This window comes from Streptomyces sp. NPDC005485 (assembly GCF_040606085.1).
Classification (GTDB): Bacteria; Actinomycetota; Actinomycetes; order Streptomycetales; family Streptomycetaceae; genus Streptomyces.
Window position 1 is genome coordinate 55,070 of the sequence record NZ_JBEXDZ010000009.1, and the last position, 18,725, is coordinate 73,794.

At 70.6% G+C, this 18,725-nt stretch carries 17 protein-coding genes; 9 read left to right on the forward strand and 8 right to left on the reverse strand.

Going from position 1 to position 18,725, the window contains the following annotated elements; translation table 11 throughout:
• Positions 1–101 precede the first annotated feature (101 nt).
• From ABZS97_RS05610 to ABZS97_RS05620, 3 genes are all read left to right on the forward strand, one after another.
• Positions 102–845, forward strand: coding sequence for a GntR family transcriptional regulator (locus ABZS97_RS05610; protein WP_356133885.1), 744 nt, complete (start codon positions 102–104; stop codon positions 843–845).
• Positions 842–3,295: a dolichyl-phosphate beta-glucosyltransferase gene (locus ABZS97_RS05615; protein ID WP_356133888.1), complete on the forward strand. Its 2,454-nt coding sequence runs from the start codon at positions 842–844 to the stop codon at positions 3,293–3,295. The genes ABZS97_RS05610 and ABZS97_RS05615 overlap by 4 nt, the downstream gene beginning before the upstream one ends.
• Positions 3,296–3,403: 108 nt before the next feature.
• Complete coding sequence (locus ABZS97_RS05620) at positions 3,404–4,054, forward strand: hypothetical protein (RefSeq protein WP_356133890.1); 651 nt, start codon at positions 3,404–3,406, stop codon at positions 4,052–4,054.
• Here ABZS97_RS05620 and ABZS97_RS05625 read toward each other — a convergent pair.
• Positions 4,051–4,980, reverse strand: coding sequence for an NmrA family NAD(P)-binding protein (locus ABZS97_RS05625; protein ID WP_356133892.1), 930 nt, complete (start codon positions 4,978–4,980; stop codon positions 4,051–4,053). The genes ABZS97_RS05620 and ABZS97_RS05625 overlap by 4 nt on opposite strands.
• 84 nt (positions 4,981–5,064) lie before the next feature.
• Here ABZS97_RS05625 and ABZS97_RS05630 point away from each other — a divergent pair, with 84 nt between their 5' ends.
• Positions 5,065–5,469, forward strand: coding sequence for a helix-turn-helix domain-containing protein (locus tag ABZS97_RS05630; RefSeq protein WP_356133894.1), 405 nt, complete (start codon positions 5,065–5,067; stop codon positions 5,467–5,469).
• Between the two features lie 33 nt (positions 5,470–5,502).
• Here the strand turns inward: ABZS97_RS05630 and ABZS97_RS05635 are convergent, their stop codons facing one another.
• From ABZS97_RS05635 to ABZS97_RS05645, 3 genes are all read right to left on the reverse strand, one after another.
• The gene (locus tag ABZS97_RS05635; RefSeq protein WP_356133896.1) at positions 5,503–5,793 is read right to left on the reverse strand and encodes a hypothetical protein; all 291 of its coding nucleotides are present in this window, start codon (positions 5,791–5,793) and stop codon (positions 5,503–5,505) included.
• Positions 5,794–5,906: 113 nt separating this feature from the next.
• Complete coding sequence (locus tag ABZS97_RS05640) at positions 5,907–7,742, reverse strand: 5'-nucleotidase C-terminal domain-containing protein (RefSeq protein ID WP_356133898.1); 1,836 nt, start codon at positions 7,740–7,742, stop codon at positions 5,907–5,909.
• 232 nt (positions 7,743–7,974) lie between these two features.
• Positions 7,975–9,258 (reverse strand): adenylosuccinate synthase, encoded by a 1,284-nt coding sequence (locus ABZS97_RS05645; RefSeq protein ID WP_356133900.1) that lies wholly within the window; start codon positions 9,256–9,258, stop codon positions 7,975–7,977.
• A 191-nt stretch (positions 9,259–9,449) separates the two neighbouring features.
• Between ABZS97_RS05645 and ABZS97_RS05650 the strand changes: the two genes are divergently transcribed.
• Together ABZS97_RS05650 and ABZS97_RS05655 are read left to right on the forward strand one after the other, a co-directional pair.
• A complete protein-coding gene (locus ABZS97_RS05650; RefSeq protein WP_356133902.1) occupies positions 9,450–10,313 on the forward strand; it encodes a diacylglycerol kinase in 864 nt (287 codons plus the stop codon).
• A 153-nt stretch (positions 10,314–10,466) separates the two neighbouring features.
• Positions 10,467–11,999 (forward strand): APC family permease, encoded by a 1,533-nt coding sequence (locus ABZS97_RS05655; RefSeq protein ID WP_356133905.1) that lies wholly within the window; start codon positions 10,467–10,469, stop codon positions 11,997–11,999.
• A gap of 25 nt (positions 12,000–12,024) precedes the next feature.
• Here ABZS97_RS05655 and ABZS97_RS05660 read toward each other — a convergent pair whose 3' ends face one another.
• On the reverse strand, positions 12,025–12,519 hold the full coding sequence (locus tag ABZS97_RS05660; protein WP_356133909.1) for a MarR family transcriptional regulator: 495 nt from the start codon (positions 12,517–12,519) through the stop codon (positions 12,025–12,027).
• A gap of 73 nt (positions 12,520–12,592) precedes the next feature.
• Between ABZS97_RS05660 and ABZS97_RS05665 the strand changes: the two genes are divergently transcribed.
• Genes ABZS97_RS05665 through ABZS97_RS05675 form a run of 3 tightly spaced genes read left to right on the forward strand, consistent with a single transcriptional unit; the run spans position 12,593 to position 15,327 of the window.
• Positions 12,593–13,492, forward strand: coding sequence for an ABC transporter ATP-binding protein (locus ABZS97_RS05665; protein ID WP_356133911.1), 900 nt, complete (start codon positions 12,593–12,595; stop codon positions 13,490–13,492).
• A complete protein-coding gene (locus ABZS97_RS05670) occupies positions 13,489–15,057 on the forward strand; it encodes an ABC transporter permease (RefSeq protein ID WP_356133913.1) in 1,569 nt (522 codons plus the stop codon). The genes ABZS97_RS05665 and ABZS97_RS05670 overlap by 4 nt, the downstream gene beginning before the upstream one ends.
• Before the next feature lie 45 nt (positions 15,058–15,102).
• Positions 15,103–15,327, forward strand: a complete 225-nt coding sequence (locus ABZS97_RS05675; RefSeq protein ID WP_356133915.1) for a hypothetical protein — start codon at positions 15,103–15,105, stop codon at positions 15,325–15,327.
• Here the strand turns inward: ABZS97_RS05675 and ABZS97_RS05680 are convergent.
• The 3 genes from ABZS97_RS05680 to ABZS97_RS05690 form a co-directional block, all read right to left on the reverse strand.
• Entirely contained in the window at positions 15,311–16,513 is a 1,203-nt protein-coding gene (locus ABZS97_RS05680; RefSeq protein ID WP_356133917.1) for a cytochrome P450, read from the reverse strand. The two genes, ABZS97_RS05675 and ABZS97_RS05680, sit on opposite strands and share 17 nt — an antisense overlap.
• Positions 16,514–16,608: 95 nt before the next feature.
• A complete protein-coding gene (locus tag ABZS97_RS05685; RefSeq protein WP_356133919.1) occupies positions 16,609–17,295 on the reverse strand; it encodes a response regulator transcription factor in 687 nt (228 codons plus the stop codon).
• Positions 17,292–18,638, reverse strand: a complete 1,347-nt coding sequence (locus tag ABZS97_RS05690; RefSeq protein ID WP_356133921.1) for a histidine kinase — start codon at positions 18,636–18,638, stop codon at positions 17,292–17,294. The genes ABZS97_RS05685 and ABZS97_RS05690 overlap by 4 nt, the downstream gene beginning before the upstream one ends.
• Positions 18,639–18,725 lie beyond the last annotated feature (87 nt).

Below are 18,725 nucleotides of genomic sequence, written 5' to 3' on the forward strand. Positions count from 1 at the left end.
ACAGCCGGTCCCGGGAACCCCACCGCGTATGGTGACGTGCTCGTAGATACAGGCAAGCGCCGACGACCACGTATCCGTACGCGATGGGGGAGCGACACACCATGCCCGGCACCGGTACCGGCGGCAATGGCGCCGTAACCCGTAGCACCCTGCGGCAGCAGATCGCGGACGCACTCCGTGACGAGGTGCTGGCAGGCCGGCTCCAGCCGGGCCAGGAGTTCACGGTGAAGGAGATCGCCGAGCAGTACGGCGTCTCCGCGACGCCCGTCCGCGAGGCCCTGGTCGACCTGTCGGCGCAGGGCCTCCTGGACTCCGTCCAGCACCGCGGCTTCCAGGTCCACGAGTACTCGCTCGGCGACTACCGCGACATGATCGAGGCCCGCAGCCTGGTCACCGACGGCATCTTCCGCAGCGCCCGGGCGCAGCAGCTGGACGACCCCCGCATCGCGGCCGCCCTCGGCGGGGTCCGGCGGCGCGGCGAGGAGGCCCAGCGCGCGGCCGGCGCCGGCGACCTGAACATCCTCATCGGCTACGACCTCCGCTTCTGGCGCGAGCTCAGCGGCCTCTTCGGCAACCCCTACCTCTCCGACTTCCTGCACCGCCTGCGCGTGCAGTCCTGGGTGTGCGCGGTGCAGCACCTGCGCCTGGTGACCGACCTGAAGGGCCGGCTCTGGTCGCAGCACACGGAGCTGGTGGACGCCCTCGTGGACCGGGACGCGGAGGGGGCGCACGCGATCGTGGCCGCCTACAACGCGCACTCGCTCGCCCTCATCGAGCGGCTGGCCGCCCCCTCCGCGGGGCCCGCCGGTGGGGAATCCGCGGAAATCGACGGATCCGCCGGATGAGCGCGACCGCCGCTTCCGACGTCATAGAGGACATGCCGGCCACCGCCCTCGACCTGACGGTCGTCGTTCCCGCGTACAACGAGGAGCAGCGCCTCGCGCCGACGCTGGAGGCGATCACCGCCTACCTCCACGACACCGAGGCCGAGTGGGAGCTGATCGTCGTCGACGACGGCTCCACGGACGGCACCCGCGACGTCGTCACCGCCGCGTCCGCCCGCGACCCGCGCATCCAGCTCGTCACCAGCCCCCGCAACCGCGGCAAGGGGCACGCCCTGCGCCTCGGCGTCGCCGCCTCCTACGGCCGCCGGGTGCTGGTCACCGACGCCGACCTGGCCGCGCCCATCGAGGAACTGGAGCGGCTCGACAAGGCGCTGGCCGACGGACAGGCGGCGGCGATCGGCTCGCGCGCGACGGCGGGCGCGACGATAGAGACGCACCAGCACCGGCTGCGCGAGTTCCTCGGCCGCGCCGGGAACTTCCTGATACGCAGCGTCGCGGTGCCCGGCATACGCGACACCCAGTGCGGCTTCAAGCTCTTCGACGGTGACCGCGCCCGCGAGGCGTTCGCCGCGTCCCGGCTCAACGGCTGGGGCATAGACGTGGAGGTCCTCCAGCACTTCCGCCGCTCCGGCTGGTCCGTGGCCGAGGTCCCGGTCCGCTGGGCGCACCAGCCCGGCTCGAAGGTACGGCCCCTCGACTACGGCCGCGTCCTCGCCGAACTGACCCTCCTCAAGATCCGCTCGGTACGCCGCGCCGACGTCCTCGCGGTCACCCTCTTCCTCCTGATGGCCGTGGCCCTCTACTCCGGCCGCTGGACGGACCCCGGCAACCGCTACCTCCCCGACTCCCTCCAGGACCAGAACCAGTGGGAGTGGTTCTTCGCGGTGACCGCGGACAACGTCAGCCACTTCCGCAACCCGCTCTTCACCACCCTCCAGGGCTTCCCCGACGGCGTGAACCTCATGGCCAACACGGTCATGCTGGGCCTGTCGGTGCCCTTCGCGCCGGTCACCCTGCTCTTCGGCCCGGCGGTCTCGCTCACCCTGGTGATGACGCTGGGCCTGGCCGCGACGGCCGCCGCCTGGTACTGGCTGATCGTGAAAAGGGTCGTACGCCACCGGGTCGCGGCCTTCTTCGGCGCGGCCCTCGCGGCCTTCGCTCCCCCGATGGTCAGCCACGCCAACGCCCACCCGAACTTCATGATCCTGTTCATGGTCCCGCTGATCATCGACCGGGCGCTGCGGCTGTGCACGGGCACCCGGGTGGTGCGCGACGGGGTCGTGCTCGGGCTGATGGCGGCGTACCAGATCTTCCTCGGCGAGGAGCCGCTGCTGCTCGCCGCGATGGGGCTGCTGCTCTTCACGCTCGGCTACGCGGCCGTGCGCAGGGATGTCGCGAAGGAGTCCTGGCGCCCGCTGCTGAACGGTCTGGCGATCGCCGGAGCCGTCTGTCTGCCCCTCGTCCTGTTCCCCCTGTACTGGCAGTTCGCGGGGCCGCAGAGCTACAAGAGCGTGCTGCACGGCGACAACGCCGGCAACAGCCCCCTCGCCCTCCTCTCCTTCGCCGAGCGCTCGCTCGTCGCCGGGAACGCGGAGACGGCGAACGCGCTCTCCCTCAACCCCACCGAGCAGAACGCCTTCTACGGCTGGCCGCTCGCCGTGTTCACCTTCGCGGTCGTCATACGGCTGTGGGACCAGGCCCTCGTCAAGGCGCTCGCCTTCACGACGCTCGCGGCGGCCTTCCTCTCGCTCGGCCCCAAGTTCCGCATCCCGCTGACGGACGTGGTGCTGCCGGGCCCCTGGGCGCTGCTCGCGCACAAGCCGCTCTTCGAGTCGGTGATCGAGGGACGGGTCGCGATGATCTGCGCGCCCGCCCTGGGCATGCTGGTCGCGATCGCGATCGAACGCCTGGTCAGGGTGCGCGGCCTCGGCACGCAGTACGTCGGCCTCGTCGCCGTCGCGGCCGCGCTGATCCCGCTCGTTCCCGCACCCCTCAAGGCCGTGGACCGCGTGGCCGTGCCCGACTTCATCGCCGACGGGACGTGGAAGGCGTACGTCGGCGAGGGCGAGTCGCTCGTCCCGGTGCCCGTGCCCGACCCGGGCAACGCGGAGGCGCTGCACTGGCAGACCGCGGCGGACCTGGGCTTCTCGCTGCCCGGCGGCTACTTCAACGGCCCCTACGGCAAGGATCGCATCGGCATCTACGGCGCCGCGCCCCGCTACACCTCCAACCTCCTGCGCGACGTCCGCTACACCGGCGTCCCCCCGGTCATCGGCAAGAACTGGCGGGCCCAGGCGAAGCGCGACTTCGCCTTCTGGAAGGCGGGCGCGCTGGTGCTGGCCCCGCAGCCGAACGACGCGGTGCTGCGCAAGGCGGTGGACCAGTTGGTGGGGCGGCCCGGGAAGTGGGTCGACGGGGTGTGGGTATGGGACCTGCACGCGGGGAACTGAGCGCGTAGAAGCCGAACCCGAGCACATCCGAGGGGGGACGGGATGCGCCCCGCACGCATTACGCTGCCCTGACCGATATGCCGTCCAAGGAGCTAGAGGAGCTGTCAGTTGGCCTGTGACCTGTGGCTGGTCCCGCTCGTCGACGTGTTGTGCCACACGCCGGACAACCCGTTCGCCGACGAACTCGCGCTCTACAACAAGGCGCTGGCCGAGGCCGGCCTGCCGCCGGTACCGGTGTACCAGTACATGCCGGGGCTGTCCGGCGAGGTCGCCCCGGTCGCGGGCTTCGACTACGACGCGCTGCACTTCCTGCGCCGGGCGTACCTGCTGCAGATGTGCGGCCTGGCGGTGACGCCGGTGGACGAACTCGGCGGCGACTACGAACAGTTGCTGGAGATGTTCGAGACGAACGCCCAGCAGTCGCACCTGGTCTGGCACTACGACCACGCGGGCGCCTACGTCCCGGTGGACTTCCCGCACCCCCTCGCCAACGACGATCTCCTCGCGGGCGGCGGCCCCTTGGGCTCCTCCCAGACGCTGCTGCGCGAACTCGAGTTCGTGGCCCCGTCGATCGGCATAGATCCGGCGAACCCGCCCGTGCCCCCGCAGCCCCCGGCCGCCCCCACGGCCCTGGAGGAACCGGCGGCTCCCGCCCCGTACGACTCCAGCCCGTTCGCCCGCGAGCGCCACGTCTGGCTCGGCCTGCACGCGGCGGCGACGCGGAGCCTGGCACAAGGATCGATGATCATCTTCAGCTAGGGGGCTCCTGCACCGACTGCGAGACGTACCCGCCCCGCCCGTACGGCATCCGCGATCAACTGCCGTACCGGGCGCGGCGGGGCGGTCAGCAGTCCCGGCAGGTCGCTCGCGCCGCCGTCCACCGCAAGCCACCCGGCCTTGAGGTTGGCGAACACCGAGACGGCGTGGCCGACCTGGTAGGGCAGCAGACCGCTGCGCGTGAGCGCGGCGCGCGTCGCACCCAGCGGCGCCGACTCGTAGCGCACCGCACGGCCCAGCTCGCGGGCCAGCACCTCCGCGATGTCGTCGCCGTGCAGCGCGTCGACGCCCTCCAGCTCGTAGACGCGTCCGGCGTGACGTCCGGGGGTCCCGGTGGTGAGGTCGGCGTGGGCCTCCAGCGCCACCCGGGCCGCGACGTCGGCGAGGTCCTCGCGGGCCACCACCGAGATACGGCCGTCGCCGAACGGCGCGCTGAACACGCCTGTCCCGGCGGCCGGTCCGGCGCCCGCGACGGCGAGCCCGACCGGCACCTCCACGTACAGCCCGTTGCGCAGCACAGTGGTGGCGAACGGGGCCGCGGCCAGCCGTTCCTCCGTCCAGCGGTGCGGGACGGCGATGGTGAGGCGCTCGCCGGAACCGGCCAGGCTGGTGTAGATCACATGCCGGACCCCGGCCGCGGCGGCCGCGTCGACGACCGCGCCGTGCCGGGCCAGCACCACGTCGTCCTCGGCGTACCCGGCCGAGACGAACACCAGGACGTCGACGCCCGCGAAGCCGTCCGCCAGGGACGCCGGATCGTCGAAGTCGATACGCCGCTCACCCGAGCCGGGCGCCGGGGAACGCGTCCCCGCGACGACCTCAAGGCCGCCCGGCAGCGCGGCCGCGGCCGCGAGCCGTTCCCGCACCAGCCCGCCGAGAGCGCCGGACACACCGGTCACCAGAATCATGAAATGCCTCCGTGCGATACGTGGTTGCTTCACTGGTGACGACAGCTTCACCGCGCCCAGCGGATCGCATAAGGAGGCACTTCCATGACCGTCACGCACACCGCGGTAACCCCGCAGGTCAACGGGCCGTGCGGGGACGACGACTGCGGGATTCGCGACGTGCTGGACCGCATCGGGGACAAGTGGTCGGTCCTGGTGGTCGTCGAACTCGCCAAGGGCGTACGCCGGTTCCGCGAACTCCAGCGCGCGATTCCGGGCATCTCACAGCGGATGCTCACGGTGACGACGCGCCGGCTGCTCCGCGACGGCCTGGTGCACCGCACCGTCCGCCCGACGATCCCGCCCCGGACCGAGTACCGGCTGACTCCCACCGGCGAGAGCCTCGCCGGGGCCATCGCCGACCTTGCCGACTGGTCCCGTACCCACAAGGCCGCGATCACCGCCGCCCGCGCCCGCTGGGACGCGCAGCAGCCGGAGGACGCGGCCTGAGCCGGTGTCCTGGCCGATGTCCTGGCAGATGTCCTACTTGAGCTGGCCGAGCCCCTTCTGCAGATCCTCCAGGTTCATGATCGGGCAGACCTCGACCGTGGCGTTGAGGTTGGTGAAGAACGGCTCTCCGACGGGTGGGAGCTCGGAGCTCTCCTGCATGTCGAAGACCAGGAGGATGGTGCGCCGACCGCCCAGGGGGCCGAAGTAGGCGGCCTCCGGCTTGATGCGGTCCATCGTTTCCTTGAGCAGGTCCGGCATCTTTCCGCCCTGCAGAACCTCGTTCGCCTTGTCCGGGTCCAATGTCGCCTTGAGCAACACGCGCATCGCACTCACCTTCTCCTGACGGACGCACGCATACGCACACAGAGGTGCACGTTTCAGCCTATGCTCCGCCATCGCCGCACGCCCACTTGTGGGGGCGTGCGGCGGAGCAGTGCCTAGAACACCGGCGTGCCGTTCTGCGTCAGCTTCCAGTTGGCGGCTGCGAAGTCCGCCGGGTCGAGGGCGCCCTTGGCCGTCACGTAGTCGATCATCAGTTGACGGATCTGGTCCGTCGAGCTGTACGCGATGTCGGCGGAGGCGATGTGCGGGTAGCCGCTGCCGCCGTTGGCGCGGTAGTTGTTGACGGCGACGACGAAGACCTGGTCGGCCGTGACGGCCGCGCCCTTGTAGGAGAGGTTCTTGATGCGGGAGCCCTCCGGCTGCGCGATGTCGATGTCGTAGTCGACGCCCGCGGCCGTGTCGTACATGTAGTCCCAGAAGCTGTTGGCGTTCGTCACGGTCGCCGTGTCGACCTTCGTGCCGGACGGGACCTGGTGGTAGTACTTCGCCGCGTACTCCAGGTAGTCCTTGAGCTGGGCGCCGGTGAGCTTCTTGCCGTACAGGGTGTTGTCGTAGATGTAGAGGCCCGCGACGTCGCGGATCGTGACGTCGCCCTGCGGGATGTCGGCGGTGCGGCTGAAGGGCGCGGCGACGGAGATCAGCGGGAGCGCGGCGTCGGCCGTGGAGAGGCCGGCCGCGACCGCCTTCGCCTGGACCAGGTGGATGAAGTCCATGATCGGCACGTCCTTCCAGCAGGACTCGGCGGCGGAGAGGTCCGCCGTGCAGGTGCCGACCGGTGTGTTGACGTACTTCACGACCAGGTCGTGGTCGGCCTTGAGGAGGCCCGTGATCTCCGCGTCCTCCTCGACCGTGTTGCTGTTGAGGGTCTGCGCCTTGGTGCTGGTCACCTTCCACTGCCCGTGGACGAGTTCGAGCTCGAAGTCGAAGACGGTCAGGCGCATGCCGTAGCAGTACGGCTCGGAGAGGACGACGTCCTTGCCGGTCTCCTTGTTGGTCACCGTGTAGGAGGAGACCTCGGTGTGCGTGTGACCGACCAGGATCGCGTCGATGCCGGGGACCTGCTCGGCGACGAGATTCGACGCGTTCTCGACGTACGGGAGTTCACTGCCGTACGACGAACTGCCGTCCAGGCCCGAGTGGTCGGTGAGGAAGACGACGTCGCAGCCGAGGGCGCGCAGCCGCGGAACGTACTTCTTCGCCTGCTCGACGAGGCCCGGGAACACCATCTTCCCGGCGACGTTGTCCTTGTCCCACAGGGCGATGCCGGGGTTCGTCAGGCCGAGGATGCCGACCTTGATATCGGGGGCGCCGGGCACACAGATCCGCTTCACGGTGTACGGGTGGAAGGCGGGGCGGAGCGTCTTCGCGTCGAGGGCGTTGGCGCCCAGGAGGGGGAAGTGGCACTGGCTCTCGAACTTGCGGAGCGTGTCGATGCCGTAGTTGAACTCGTGGTTGCCGAGCGCGGCGGCGTCGTACTTCATGGCGTTCATCGCGACCGCCATGGGGTGCTTCGGGCCCTTGTGGCCGTCGGTTCCCGTGATGGGGTCGACCTTCGCGTAGTAGTACGCGAGGGACGTGCCCTGGATGATGTCGCCCGCGTCGACGAGGAGTACGCGGTGCTCGCCCTTGGCGGCGCGCTGCTGCTTGATGAGCGTGGCGACGCGCGCGACGCCCACGGAGTTGCCCGCCTTGTCCTGGTACGCGGCGTCCGTGTAGTAGTCCCAGTCGAAGACATGGCTGTGCAGGTCCGTGGTGCCCAGGATGGAGAACGACCAGGTGCGGGGCCTCCGCGTGTGGTTCTCGTGCTGCGTTCCGGGCTGCGCCGCGGCCTGCGCGGGCGTCGCGCCGACGGCTCCTGCCACGGCGACGGCCGCACCGGTGGCTGCCGACTTCTGCATGAACTCCCGGCGGTCCATGGGGTTGACGGGCATACGGGTCTCCTGGGACTGGCGTTTCGCGGGCAGAGGGATGAGCCTGGCGGGACTACACGCGTAGATCCTGGCCCCGCCCCCGCCCGTCCGGAACCAGGAACAGGCCATGTCCGGGTCAAGTCTCTGCGAAGCGCCCCACGCGAACGCCCCCGGGCGGCCGAAGCCGCCCGGGGGCGCACATGAGTCGCCGTACGGCCATCCCGCCGTACCGCCCTACCGTCCTACCGCCGTGCTAGATGAACGAGTTGATCTCGATCGTCTCGTCGCGGCCCGGGCCCACGCCGATCGCGGAGATCGGGGCGCCGGACATCTCCTCCAGGGCCTTCACGTAGTCCTGGGCGTTCTTCGGGAGGTCCTCGAACGTCTTGGCCTTGGTGATGTCCTCGGACCAGCCCGGGAGGGTCTCGTAGATCGGCTTCGCGTGGTGGAAGTCGGTCTGGGAGTACGGGAGTTCCTCGACGCGCTTGCCGTCGATCTCGTACGCCACGCAGACCGGGATCTCCTCCCAGCCGGTGAGCACGTCGAGCTTCGTCAGGAAGAAGTCCGTCAGGCCGTTCACACGGGTCGCGTAGCGGGCGATCACCGCGTCGAACCAGCCGCAGCGGCGGTCACGGCCGGTCGTCACACCACGCTCGCCGCCGATACGGCGCAGCGCCTCGCCGTCCTCGTCGAACAGCTCGGTCGGGAAGGGACCGGAGCCGACACGGGTCGTGTACGCCTTCAGGATGCCGATGACCCGGCTGATCCTGGTCGGGCCGACACCCGCGCCGGTGCACGCGCCACCCGCGGTCGGGTTCGACGACGTCACGAACGGATACGTGCCGTGGTCGATGTCGAGAAGCGTGCCCTGGCCGCCCTCGAAGAGGACCACCTTGTCGTCCTCGAGCGCCTTGTTCAGGATCAGGACCGTGTCCGCGACGTACGGCTTCAGCCGGTCCGCGTAGCTCAGCAGCTCCTCGACGACCTGCTCCACCTCGATGGCGCGGCGGTTGAAGACCTTGGTGAGGAGCTGGTTCTTGCCGTCGAGCGCCGCTTCGACCTTCTGCGTCAGGATCGACTCGTCGTAGAGGTCCTGGATGCGGATGCCGACGCGGTTGATCTTGTCCGCGTACGTCGGGCCGATACCGCGCCCGGTCGTGCCGATCTTGCGCTTCCCGAGGAAGCGTTCCGTCACCTTGTCGACGGTGACGTTGTACGGCGTGATGACGTGAGCGTTTCCGCTGATCAGGAGCTTGGACGTGTCAACGCCTCGCTCGTTCAGTCCGTTCAGCTCGGAGAACAGGACCGACGGGTCGACGACGACTCCGTTTCCGATCACCGGAGTGCACTCCGGCGTGAGGATTCCGGAAGGGAGGAGGTGGAGGGCGTACTTCTGATCGCCAACGACTACCGTATGGCCGGCGTTGTTGCCGCCCTGGTAGCGCACCACATAGTCCACGGATCCACCGAGCAGGTCGGTGGCCTTTCCCTTGCCTTCGTCACCCCACTGAGCACCGAGCAGCACAAGTGCGGGCACAGGCGTACACCCCTTCCGGGCGGGGCATGTCCAAGGTCGGGGACGTACGCGGCTGAACATGTGTACGGCTGCGTACGCCGGCGACCACCTTTGGCCGCGACCGTCGGACCGGATGCCCCGGAATAGACGAAGCCCCTGGCGCAATAGCGCAAGGGGCTCTTGCACAAAGATGCTACCCGAGGAAGCGAGGCATGACCGAGGTGGCGGCTTCCGACCAGCTTCTGGTGGTCATCGACCCGGTCGCCCGTCGCAGTGACGGTGAGTCGGTACGGATCGCAAAAGACGTGCTCAGCGCAGGTGCGAGCGCCAAAGTGTGCCTCCCCGAGGGGCCCGAGGAATTCGCCCGCGCACTGGCCCGAAGAGGGTCGAGACGGCCTGTCGTGGTGGGCGACGACCGGGCTCTGCTGCGCGCGGTGGCCCTGCTGCACCGACGGCGGGAACTCGCCACGTGCGGGCTGTCCCTCGTGCCCGTCGGGGGTGCGCTCTCGCTGGCGCGCGCCCTGGGGGTGCCCACGGGAGCCGTGGCGGCGGCCCGGGCTGTCCTCGACGGGACGGAACGGCGGCTGGACCTGCTGGTGGACGACAGCGACGGGGTGGTGCTGGGGGCGCTGCGGATACCCGCGGCGACCGTTCCGGCGCCGGTGGGGGCCGCGGAGAGGGCGCCCGCGGGTCCCGGGCATCCGTGGCTGCGTACGTGCCAGTCGCTCGTGCGCACGCTGGCCGCGCGGCCGGCGCGGGTGGCTTCCGTCCCCGGGCCCGGGGGCGGGTCCCGGTCGGTCCGGCTGCGCGTCGAGGTCGACGGCGTGACCGTGGTCGACCTCGATCAGCCCGTGGAGGCCCTGTCGGTGACGCCGGGGGCCTCGGGAGGCGCGGAGGTCGAGATCCACCCGCTGTCCGTGGGCGCGGCCGCCTCCCCCCTGCTGGCCGTCGGGAAGCGCGTCACCGTCTCCGGGCCGGACTTCCGCTACCGGGCGGACTCGGTGATCAGCGGGCCCGTGCGGACCCGGACGTGGACGGTGCGCGAGGGGGCCTGGGGCCTCACGCTGCCGGGCTGAGCGTCGCATGCGACCGCGGCCCGGGGTCGCGACACCCATCCCAAAGGTCTACGAGACAAATATTTAACGCCGATACCTTTACGCGGACTCATTCACCCAGGAGGATTCCGGCTCAGGCGGACACACTGAGCGCAGCAGGAAGGGTGCCACTCCATGGCCGTACAAGAGGACCTGGCCCCCGGAGCCGGAGAAGCGGCGGACGCTTCCGAAGGGGCGCCCGGAAGCACCGTTCACCGGCTCAAACCGAACGCCATCGGCCTGCTCGGCGTGGTCTTCATGGCGATCGCCACCGCCGCGCCGATCACCGCCATGACAGGGAACGTGCCCTTCATGGTCTCCGCCGGAAACGGCATCGGCGCCCCGGCGAGCTATCTCGTCGCAATGGTCGTCCTGGCAATCTTTGCGGTCGGCTTCACCTCGATGGCGAAGCACATCACCTCCACGGGCGCCTTCTACGGCTTCATCTCCTACGGTCTCGGCCGCACCGTGGGCCTCGCCTCGGGACTGCTCGCGACCTTCGCGTACGTCGTCTTCGAGCCGGCCCTGATCGGCATCTTCTCGACCTTCGCGACCACCACCCTCAAGGACCAGACCGGCCTCGACATCCCGTGGTGGGCCTTCGCGGTCCTGATGCTCGCGATCAACTCGGTGGGCACCTGGTTCGGCGTCTCGGTCGCCGAGAAGCTGCTCGTCGTGCTGCTGGCCACCGAGGTCACGGTCCTCGCCGCGATGGCGGTGTCCGTCGCCGCGCACGGCGGCGGCCCGAACGGCTTCACCTTCGGCCCGGTCAACCCGGTCAACGCCTTCAAGGGCACCAGCGCCGGCCTCGGCCTCTTCTTCGCGTTCTGGTCGTGGGTCGGCTTCGAGTCGACGGCGATGTACGGCGAGGAGTCCCGCGACCCCAAGAAGATCATCCCCAAGGCAACGATGATCTCGGTCCTCGGCGTCGGCGTCTTCTACGTCCTCGTCTCCTGGATGGCCATCACCGGCAACGGCGAGGCCGACGCGGTGAAGGCCGCCTCCTCCGCCAACCCGCTCGCCCTCTTCTTCAACCCCACCGAGCGCTACGTCGGCCACTGGGCCGTCGACGTCATGCAGTGGCTGATGATCACCGGCTCGCTGGCCTGCGGCATGGCCTTCCACAACTGCGCCGCCCGCTACATGTACGCGCTCGGGCGCGAGGGCGTCCTGCCGTCCCTTCAGCGCACCATCGGCCGCACCCACCCACGGCACGGCTCCCCGCACATCGCGGGCATCGTCCAGTCGGTCATCAGCGCCGTCCTGATCGGCGCGTTCTGGATCGCCGGCAAGGACCCGTACACCGGCACCTACGTCCTGCTCGCCATTCTCGGCACCATGGCGATCCTGGTCGTGCAGGCCGTGTGCTCGTTCGCGGTGCTCGCCTACTTCCGCAGGAACCACCCCGAGAGCCGGCACTGGTTCAGGACGTTCACCGCCCCACTGGCCGGCGGGATCGCGATGCTCGCGGTGGTCGTCCTGCTGGTGTCGAACATGGGGGTCGCGGCCGGCACGGAGTCCGGTTCGCTGGTCCTGCGGGCGACCCCGTGGATCGTCGCGCTGATCGCGGTGGGCGGACTCGTGTACGCCACCTATCTGAAGCGGCGCCGACCGGAGCGGTACGCGCTGCTGGGGCGGACGGTGCTGGAGGAGACGAAGGAGCGGTAGGGCACGGCGGGGCGTGCCCGCGGCCTCAGGAAGAGCCGAACAGTCTCTCGCGTTCGACGCGCCAGCGGCCCATCATCTCCTGGACCTCGCCCCCCATGAACTCGAAGAAGGCCAGCGTCTCGGCGAGCCGGCGCCCCGCGGGGGTGTCGGCTCCCAGGGCGACCACCCCGTCGCGCAGCCCGTCCTCCCAGCGCTTGATGATGGCCTCGCGGTTGGTGATCGCCTCGTACCACTGATCGCTGTGCACCCGGTAGCGCTCCCGGCGCGAACCGGGCTCCCGCTCCCGTGAGACCAGATGCACCTGCGCCAGATAGCGCACCGCCCCGGACACCGCGGCGGGGCTGATCCGCAACTGCTCGCCCAGCTCGGTCGAGGTGAGCGCCCCGGTGTCGGACGCGAGCAGCGCGGCGAACACACGCGCGGGCATCCTCGGCACGCCCGCTTCGACCAGCTGCGCCGCGAAGTGCTCGACGAACCGCGAGACCGACTCCGGGTCGCGCCCCGCCTTCGATTCCGTCATGGCCCCACCCTATCCGGCATTCATACGCTTCCTTAACTTCACAAATTTCTGAAAGAAGCGTACGTTCCGAAGCATGACGAAGGCAATCACCGTCTCCGGACTGCACAAGTCGTTCGGCAAGACGCACGCCCTGGACGGCCTCGACCTGGACGTCGAGACCGGTGAGGTCCACGGCTTCCTCGGCCCGAACGGCGCCGGCAAGTCCACCACCATCCGCGTTCTGCTCGGCCTGCTGCGCGCCGACTCGGGCGCGGCGCAGCTGCTGGGCCGCGATCCCTGGGCCGACGCGGTCGAACTGCACCGCCGGATCGCCTACGTCCCCGGTGACGTCACCCTGTGGCGCAACCTCTCCGGCGGCGAGGTCATCGACCTGTACGGGCGGCTGCGCGGCGGGCTCGACACCGGGCGCCGCGCCGAGCTGATCGAACGCTTCGAGCTGGACCCCACCAAGAAGGGCCGCACGTACTCCAAGGGCAACCGGCAGAAGGTCGCCCTCGTCGCCGCCTTCGCCTCGGACGTCGACCTGCTGATCCTGGACGAACCGACGTCGGGCCTCGACCCGCTGATGGAGGAGGTCTTCCAGCGCTGCGTCGAGGAGGAGCGCGACCGCGGCCGCACGATCCTGCTCTCCTCCCACATCCTCAGCGAGGTCGAGGAGTTGTGCGACCGGGTCAGCATCATCCGCCGGGGCGTCACCGTCGAGACGGGCTCGCTCACCGACCTGCGCCACCTGACGCGGACGAGCGTGACCGCCGAACTCGCGGGCGCCCCCAACGGGTTGGCGCGGCTGCCGGGCGTGCACGACCTGGACGTACAGGGCCGTCGCGTCCGACTCCAGGTCGACACGGACAAACTCGACGCCGTACTGCGGTCGTTGACCGACTCGGGCGTACGGTCCCTGACGTCGAAGCCGCCGACCCTGGAGGAGCTGTTCCTGCGCCACTACCAGGACGAGGAGGTGGCGGCGCGATGACGTCCCTCGTGGGCACGGGGGTGCTGCTGCGCTTCAACCTGCGCCGCGACCGGGTGATGATCCCGGTGTGGGTGGCGGTGAACGCCCTGATGGTCCTCTCCATGCCGAACACGCTGAAGGGCCTGTACGGCACCGAGGCCGAGCGCACCGACCTGCTGCACCAGGTCGCCACCAACTCCTCCTTCCGCTCCCTGATCGGCCCCGTCTTCGGCGACTCCCTCGGCGCCCTCACCGCCTGGCGCGTCGGCGTCTACGCGGGCGCCCTCGCCGCCGTCACCGGCCTTCTGGTCGTCGTACGGCACACCCGCGACGAGGAGGAGAGCGGCCGGCAGGAGCTGATCGCCTCCGCCGCGGTGGGCCGGCGCGCCTCGCTGACGGCGGCGCTGGGGGCGGCCGCGGTCGCGAACGCCGTCCTGGCCCTGCTGATCACGGCCGGGCTGGCCGGGCAGGGGACGGCGGGCGCGCTGGCCTTCGGGCTCGGGATCGCGGGCGTCGGGGCGGTGTTCGCCACGATGGCGGCGATCGTCGCGCAGTTCACGCAGAGCGCACGGCTCGCGCGCGGGCTCACGGCCGCGATCCTGGGCGCCGCCTTCGTGCTGCGCGCGGCGGGCGACTCGACGACCGACGACGGCTCGTCCGTGCTGACCTGGCTCTCGCCGCTCGGCTGGCTGGAGAACCTGCGGCCGTACGCGCACGAACGCTGGTGGGTGCTCCTGCTGTTCGCGGCGGCCGTGCTGATCCAGGGCGCGGTGGCGTACGCGCTCGCCGGGCGCCGGGACGTCGGCATGAGCTTCATGCCCACCCGGCCCGGACCTGCCGTCGGCCGCCTCGGCACGGCGGCGGCACTGGCCTGGCGGCTGCAACGCGGGAGCGTGCTGGGCTGGAGCATCGGCTTCTTCCTCGCCGGAGTGGTCTACGGCGGCCTGACGGAGGGCGCGGCCGATCTGGTCGGCGACAACAAGAACGCCCGAGAGATCTTCGAGCGGATGGGCGGTCACAGCGGCCTGACGGACGCCTTCCTCGCCTCGATGGTCGGGATGCTCGGGCTGGTCGCCGCGCTGTACGTCGTCGGCTCCGTCCTGCGGCTGCACGGCGAGGAGACGTCCGGCAGGGCGGAACCCGTGCTGGCGAACGCCGTTGGGCGGCTGCGGTGGGCCGCCGGGCACCTGGTGATCGCCTTCGGGGGCGCCTTGCTGATCATGCTGCTCGCGGGCCTGGGCTTCGCGGTCGGATACGGCAAGGAGGCCGGGCCGATCCTGGCCGCGTGCCTCGTACAGGTCGCCGGGGTCTGGGTCGTCGGCGGGCTCGCGGTGATGCTGCACGGGATTGCTCCGCGGGGCGCGACGGCGGCGTGGGGCGTGGCCGGGGCGGTCCTGCTGATCGGCTGGGTGGGTCCCGCCCTGGACGCTCCCCGGGCGGTACTGGACCTGTCGCCCTTCGGCCACCTCCCGAAGCTGCCGGGCGGGGCGATGCAATGGCAACCCGTGCTGATCCTGCTCGGGCTCGCTGCGGTACTGGTGGCGGGCGGACTGGCGGGTCTGCGGCGCCGCGACCTGACGACCTGACCGGCGCGGGAACCCCGAAGCGGCCCCCGTACGTCTCTCCCGGGCATGGGACAACGTACGGAGGCCGCCGCCGGCTGTCTGATCGCGGCCGTCGGCGCGGGCGCGGGGCTCGCGGTGTGGGCCGTCGACGTCCGCAAGCGGCTCTGGCGGTTCGAGCAGGCACCCGACTGGCGCGTGCTCTACGCCGAACTGCCGCTGGCGATCCTCGGCGGAACCGCCGCCGCCCTGGGCGTCTGGGCCCTGCTCCGGCGGCTCAGACCGCGACGCTGAGCCCCTCCAGGCCCCGGATCACGAAGTTCGGCTTGCGTCCCGGCTCCGCCGCCAGGCTCAGCGTCGGGGCCTTCGTCAGCAGAGCCGTCATGGAAGCCGCCAGCTCTATACGGGCCAGGGGCGCGCCGATGCAGTAGTGGATGCCCGCGCTGAAGGAGATGTGCGGGTTGTCGGCGCGCGTCAGATCCAGGCGCTCGGGGTCCTGGAAGACCTCGGGGTCGTGGTTGGCGGAACCGAAGAGCATCGCGATCTCGGACCCGCGCGGGATCGTCGTCCCGGCGATCTCGATGTCGTCCAGCACCCAGCGCTCGAAGAGCTGAAGCGGGGTGTCGTAGCGCATCAGCTCCTCCACGGCGGACGGGACGAGGGTGTGGTCCGCGCGCAGGGCCGCCAGCTGGTCGGGGTGGCGGAACAGCGTCCACCAGCCGTTCACCGTCGAGTTCACCGTCGCCTCGTGCCCCGCGTTCAGCAGCAGGACACAGGTGGAGATCATCTCCTGCTCGGTCAGCCGGTCGCCCTCGTCGTACGCCGCGATCAGCCCCGAGATCAGGTCCTCCCCCGGCTCCTTGCGGCGGACCTCGATCAGCTCCCGCAGGTACTCGCTGAACTCGACCGACGCCCGCACCGCCCGCGCCGCCGTCTCCTCGGACGGGTTCAGCTCGTACATCCCGCAGATGTCCGCCGACCACGGCCGCAGCGGCGCCCGGTCGGACTCCGGGATGCCCAGCATCTCCGCGATCACCGCGACCGGCAGCGGCTCGGCGACATCGGTCAGCAGATCGCCGCCGCCCGCCTCGACCAGCCCTGCCACCAGGTCGTTCGCCAGCTTGTGCACATACGGCTTGAGCTGCTCCACCGTCCGCGGTGTGAACGCCTTCGACACCAGCCGCCTGATGCGCGTGTGGTCCGGCGGCTCCAGGTCGAGCATCCCGTGGTCGTTGAGCACATGGAACGGTTCCTGCTCCGGCGGCGGCGCCGTCCGCCCGAAGTCCTCGTGCGTGAACCGGTGCTGGTACGTCCGCCCCAGCCGCCGGTCCCGCAGCAACGCCGACACGTCCGCATGGTGCGGGACGAGCCACTGCCCCGTCGGCTCGTAGTAGTGCACGCGGCCCTGGGCACGCAGCTCGGCATAGGCGGGGTACGGGTCGGCGAGGAACGCAGGGTCCCAGGGATCAAAGGCTGCCATGACCGGACGCTAGCCCGAGCCGCCCCCCGCTGACCAGGGGTGTCTCGCGGCGCGGCCCTCTCGTCATCCCACCGGCGGGAGACGACACGGGCTCCTCACCCCGGCGTGACCAGTCGCGCCTCGTACGCAAACACCGCCGCCTGCGTGCGGTCCCGCAGGCCCAGCTTCACCAGGATGCGGCTGACATGGGTCTTGATGGTGGACTCGGCGACGAACAGCCGCTCCGCGATCTCCGCGTTGGACAGCCCCTGCGCGATCAGCACCAGCACCTCCGTCTCCCGCTCGGTCAGGTCCCCGTACGCCGCCTGCGCCGCGGCCGGGAACCTGGGCGCGTCGCCGAGCTTGGAGAACTCCGTGATGAGGCGCCGGGTCACGGACGGCGCGAGCAGCGCCTCCCCGGCCGCCACCACCCGTACGCCGTCGGCGAGCTGGCGTGCCGAGGCGTCCTTGAGCAGAAAGCCGGAGGCTCCCGCGCGCAGCGCCTGGTACACGTACTCGTCGAGGTCGAAGGTGGTCAGCACGAGGACCTTCGCACTGCTGTCCGCGGCGACGATCTCCCGGGTGGCCTCGATGCCGTTCAGTTCCGGCATGCGGATGTCCATCAGGACGACGTCCGGTGCGAGTTCCCGCACCCGCTCGACCGCCTCCCTTCCGTTGACCGCCTCGCCGACCACCTCGATACCCGGCATCGCGCCGAGCAGCACCGAGAACCCCTCGCGGACCATCATCTGGTCGTCGGCGATCAGGACGCGGATGGTGCCGTCCGTGGTGCCGTCCGTCATGCGGACTCCTCCGTCTCCGGCGCGGGCACCGGCAGGAACACCGTCACCTCGTACCCCCCGTCGTCCGTCGCCCCGGTCGTCATCTCGCCGTCCAGCATCACCACCCGCTCCCGCATACCGGTCAGGCCGTGGCCGGCGCCGGGTGACGGCTTCACCAGGCCCCGCGCAGGGCCGTTGACTATGCGCAGGCCGAGTCCGCCGAGCACGTAGCCGATCTCGACGCGGGCGCCGGCGCCGGGCGCGTGCCGCAGGCTGTTGCTGAGGGCCTCCTGGACGATGCGGTACGCCGACAGCTCCACGCCCTGCGGCAGCTCGCGTATCGCCCCGGTGACCACCTTGTCCACGACGAGGCCCGCGTCACGCACGTTCTCCAGGAGCCGGTCGAGGTCGGCGAGCGTGGGCTGCGGGGCGTCCGGGGCCTCGTAGTCCTCCGCCCGGACGACGCCGAGGACACGGCGCAGTTCGGTCAGTGCCGCCACCGCGTTCTCCCGGATCGTGGCGAAGGCCTGCTCCAGCTCCGGCGGCGGGTTCTCCACCCGGTACGGCGCGGCCTCCGCCTGGATGGCCACCACCGACATGTGGTGGGCGACCACGTCGTGCAGCTCGCGGGCGATCGTCGTGCGCTCTTCGAGAAGGGTGCGCTTGGAACGCTCGTGCGCGGTCACCGTCTGCTGCGCGGTCACCTTCTGCGCCGCCTCGTGGCGTATGTGCACGACGGTGACGACCAGCAGCGCCAGGGCGGAGACGACCATCATCGGTCCGGTGTTCGAGGCGAAGTGCCCGCTGCCGAAGAAGCTCTCGACAACGAGTCCGTACGCCGCGGTCAGCGCCCACATCCACGCCGCCGTGCGTGGTCGGGTCCGCAGCGCCACGACCGTGAGGACCACGAGGTGGGCGGCGAAGCTGCCGGGCTGCCACGGCCAGTCGCCGGTCCAGCCGCCGAACGTCCCGGTGATCGGTACCACCGCGACGGACAGCCAGAAGGCGCCGACCGGCCGGACCAGCGTCAGCAGGATCGGGCACAGCACGAAGAGGACGCCCAGCGGGAGGTTGAGCTGACGGCTGGCCTGGTCGTTCGCCGAGACGCCGATGGCCGTCGCCAGCACTCCGGCGGCCGCCACCACGGCGTGCGGGATCCACACCGCCTTCTCCCGGATGCGCGGCGGCAGCCGCCGCGTCAACGGGCCGTCCACCCGCATGCGGGGCAGCGGCCGGTAGGCGAAGGCATCGTGGAACAGATCCTGCCGCAGCCCGCGCAGGGCGTCCGCGGCCAGCCGGAATTCCGGGCTGCGCGGCTTGGCCCTGCCGGGTGGCGTCGTCTGCGTCTGGGTCGTCTCGGTCACGTTCAAAACGGTAGGCCAGAACGGGGTCGCGGTCGTCACCAGTGAGGGGGGTCCTGCGGGATCCGTCTCAGGTACTACGGGTATGTC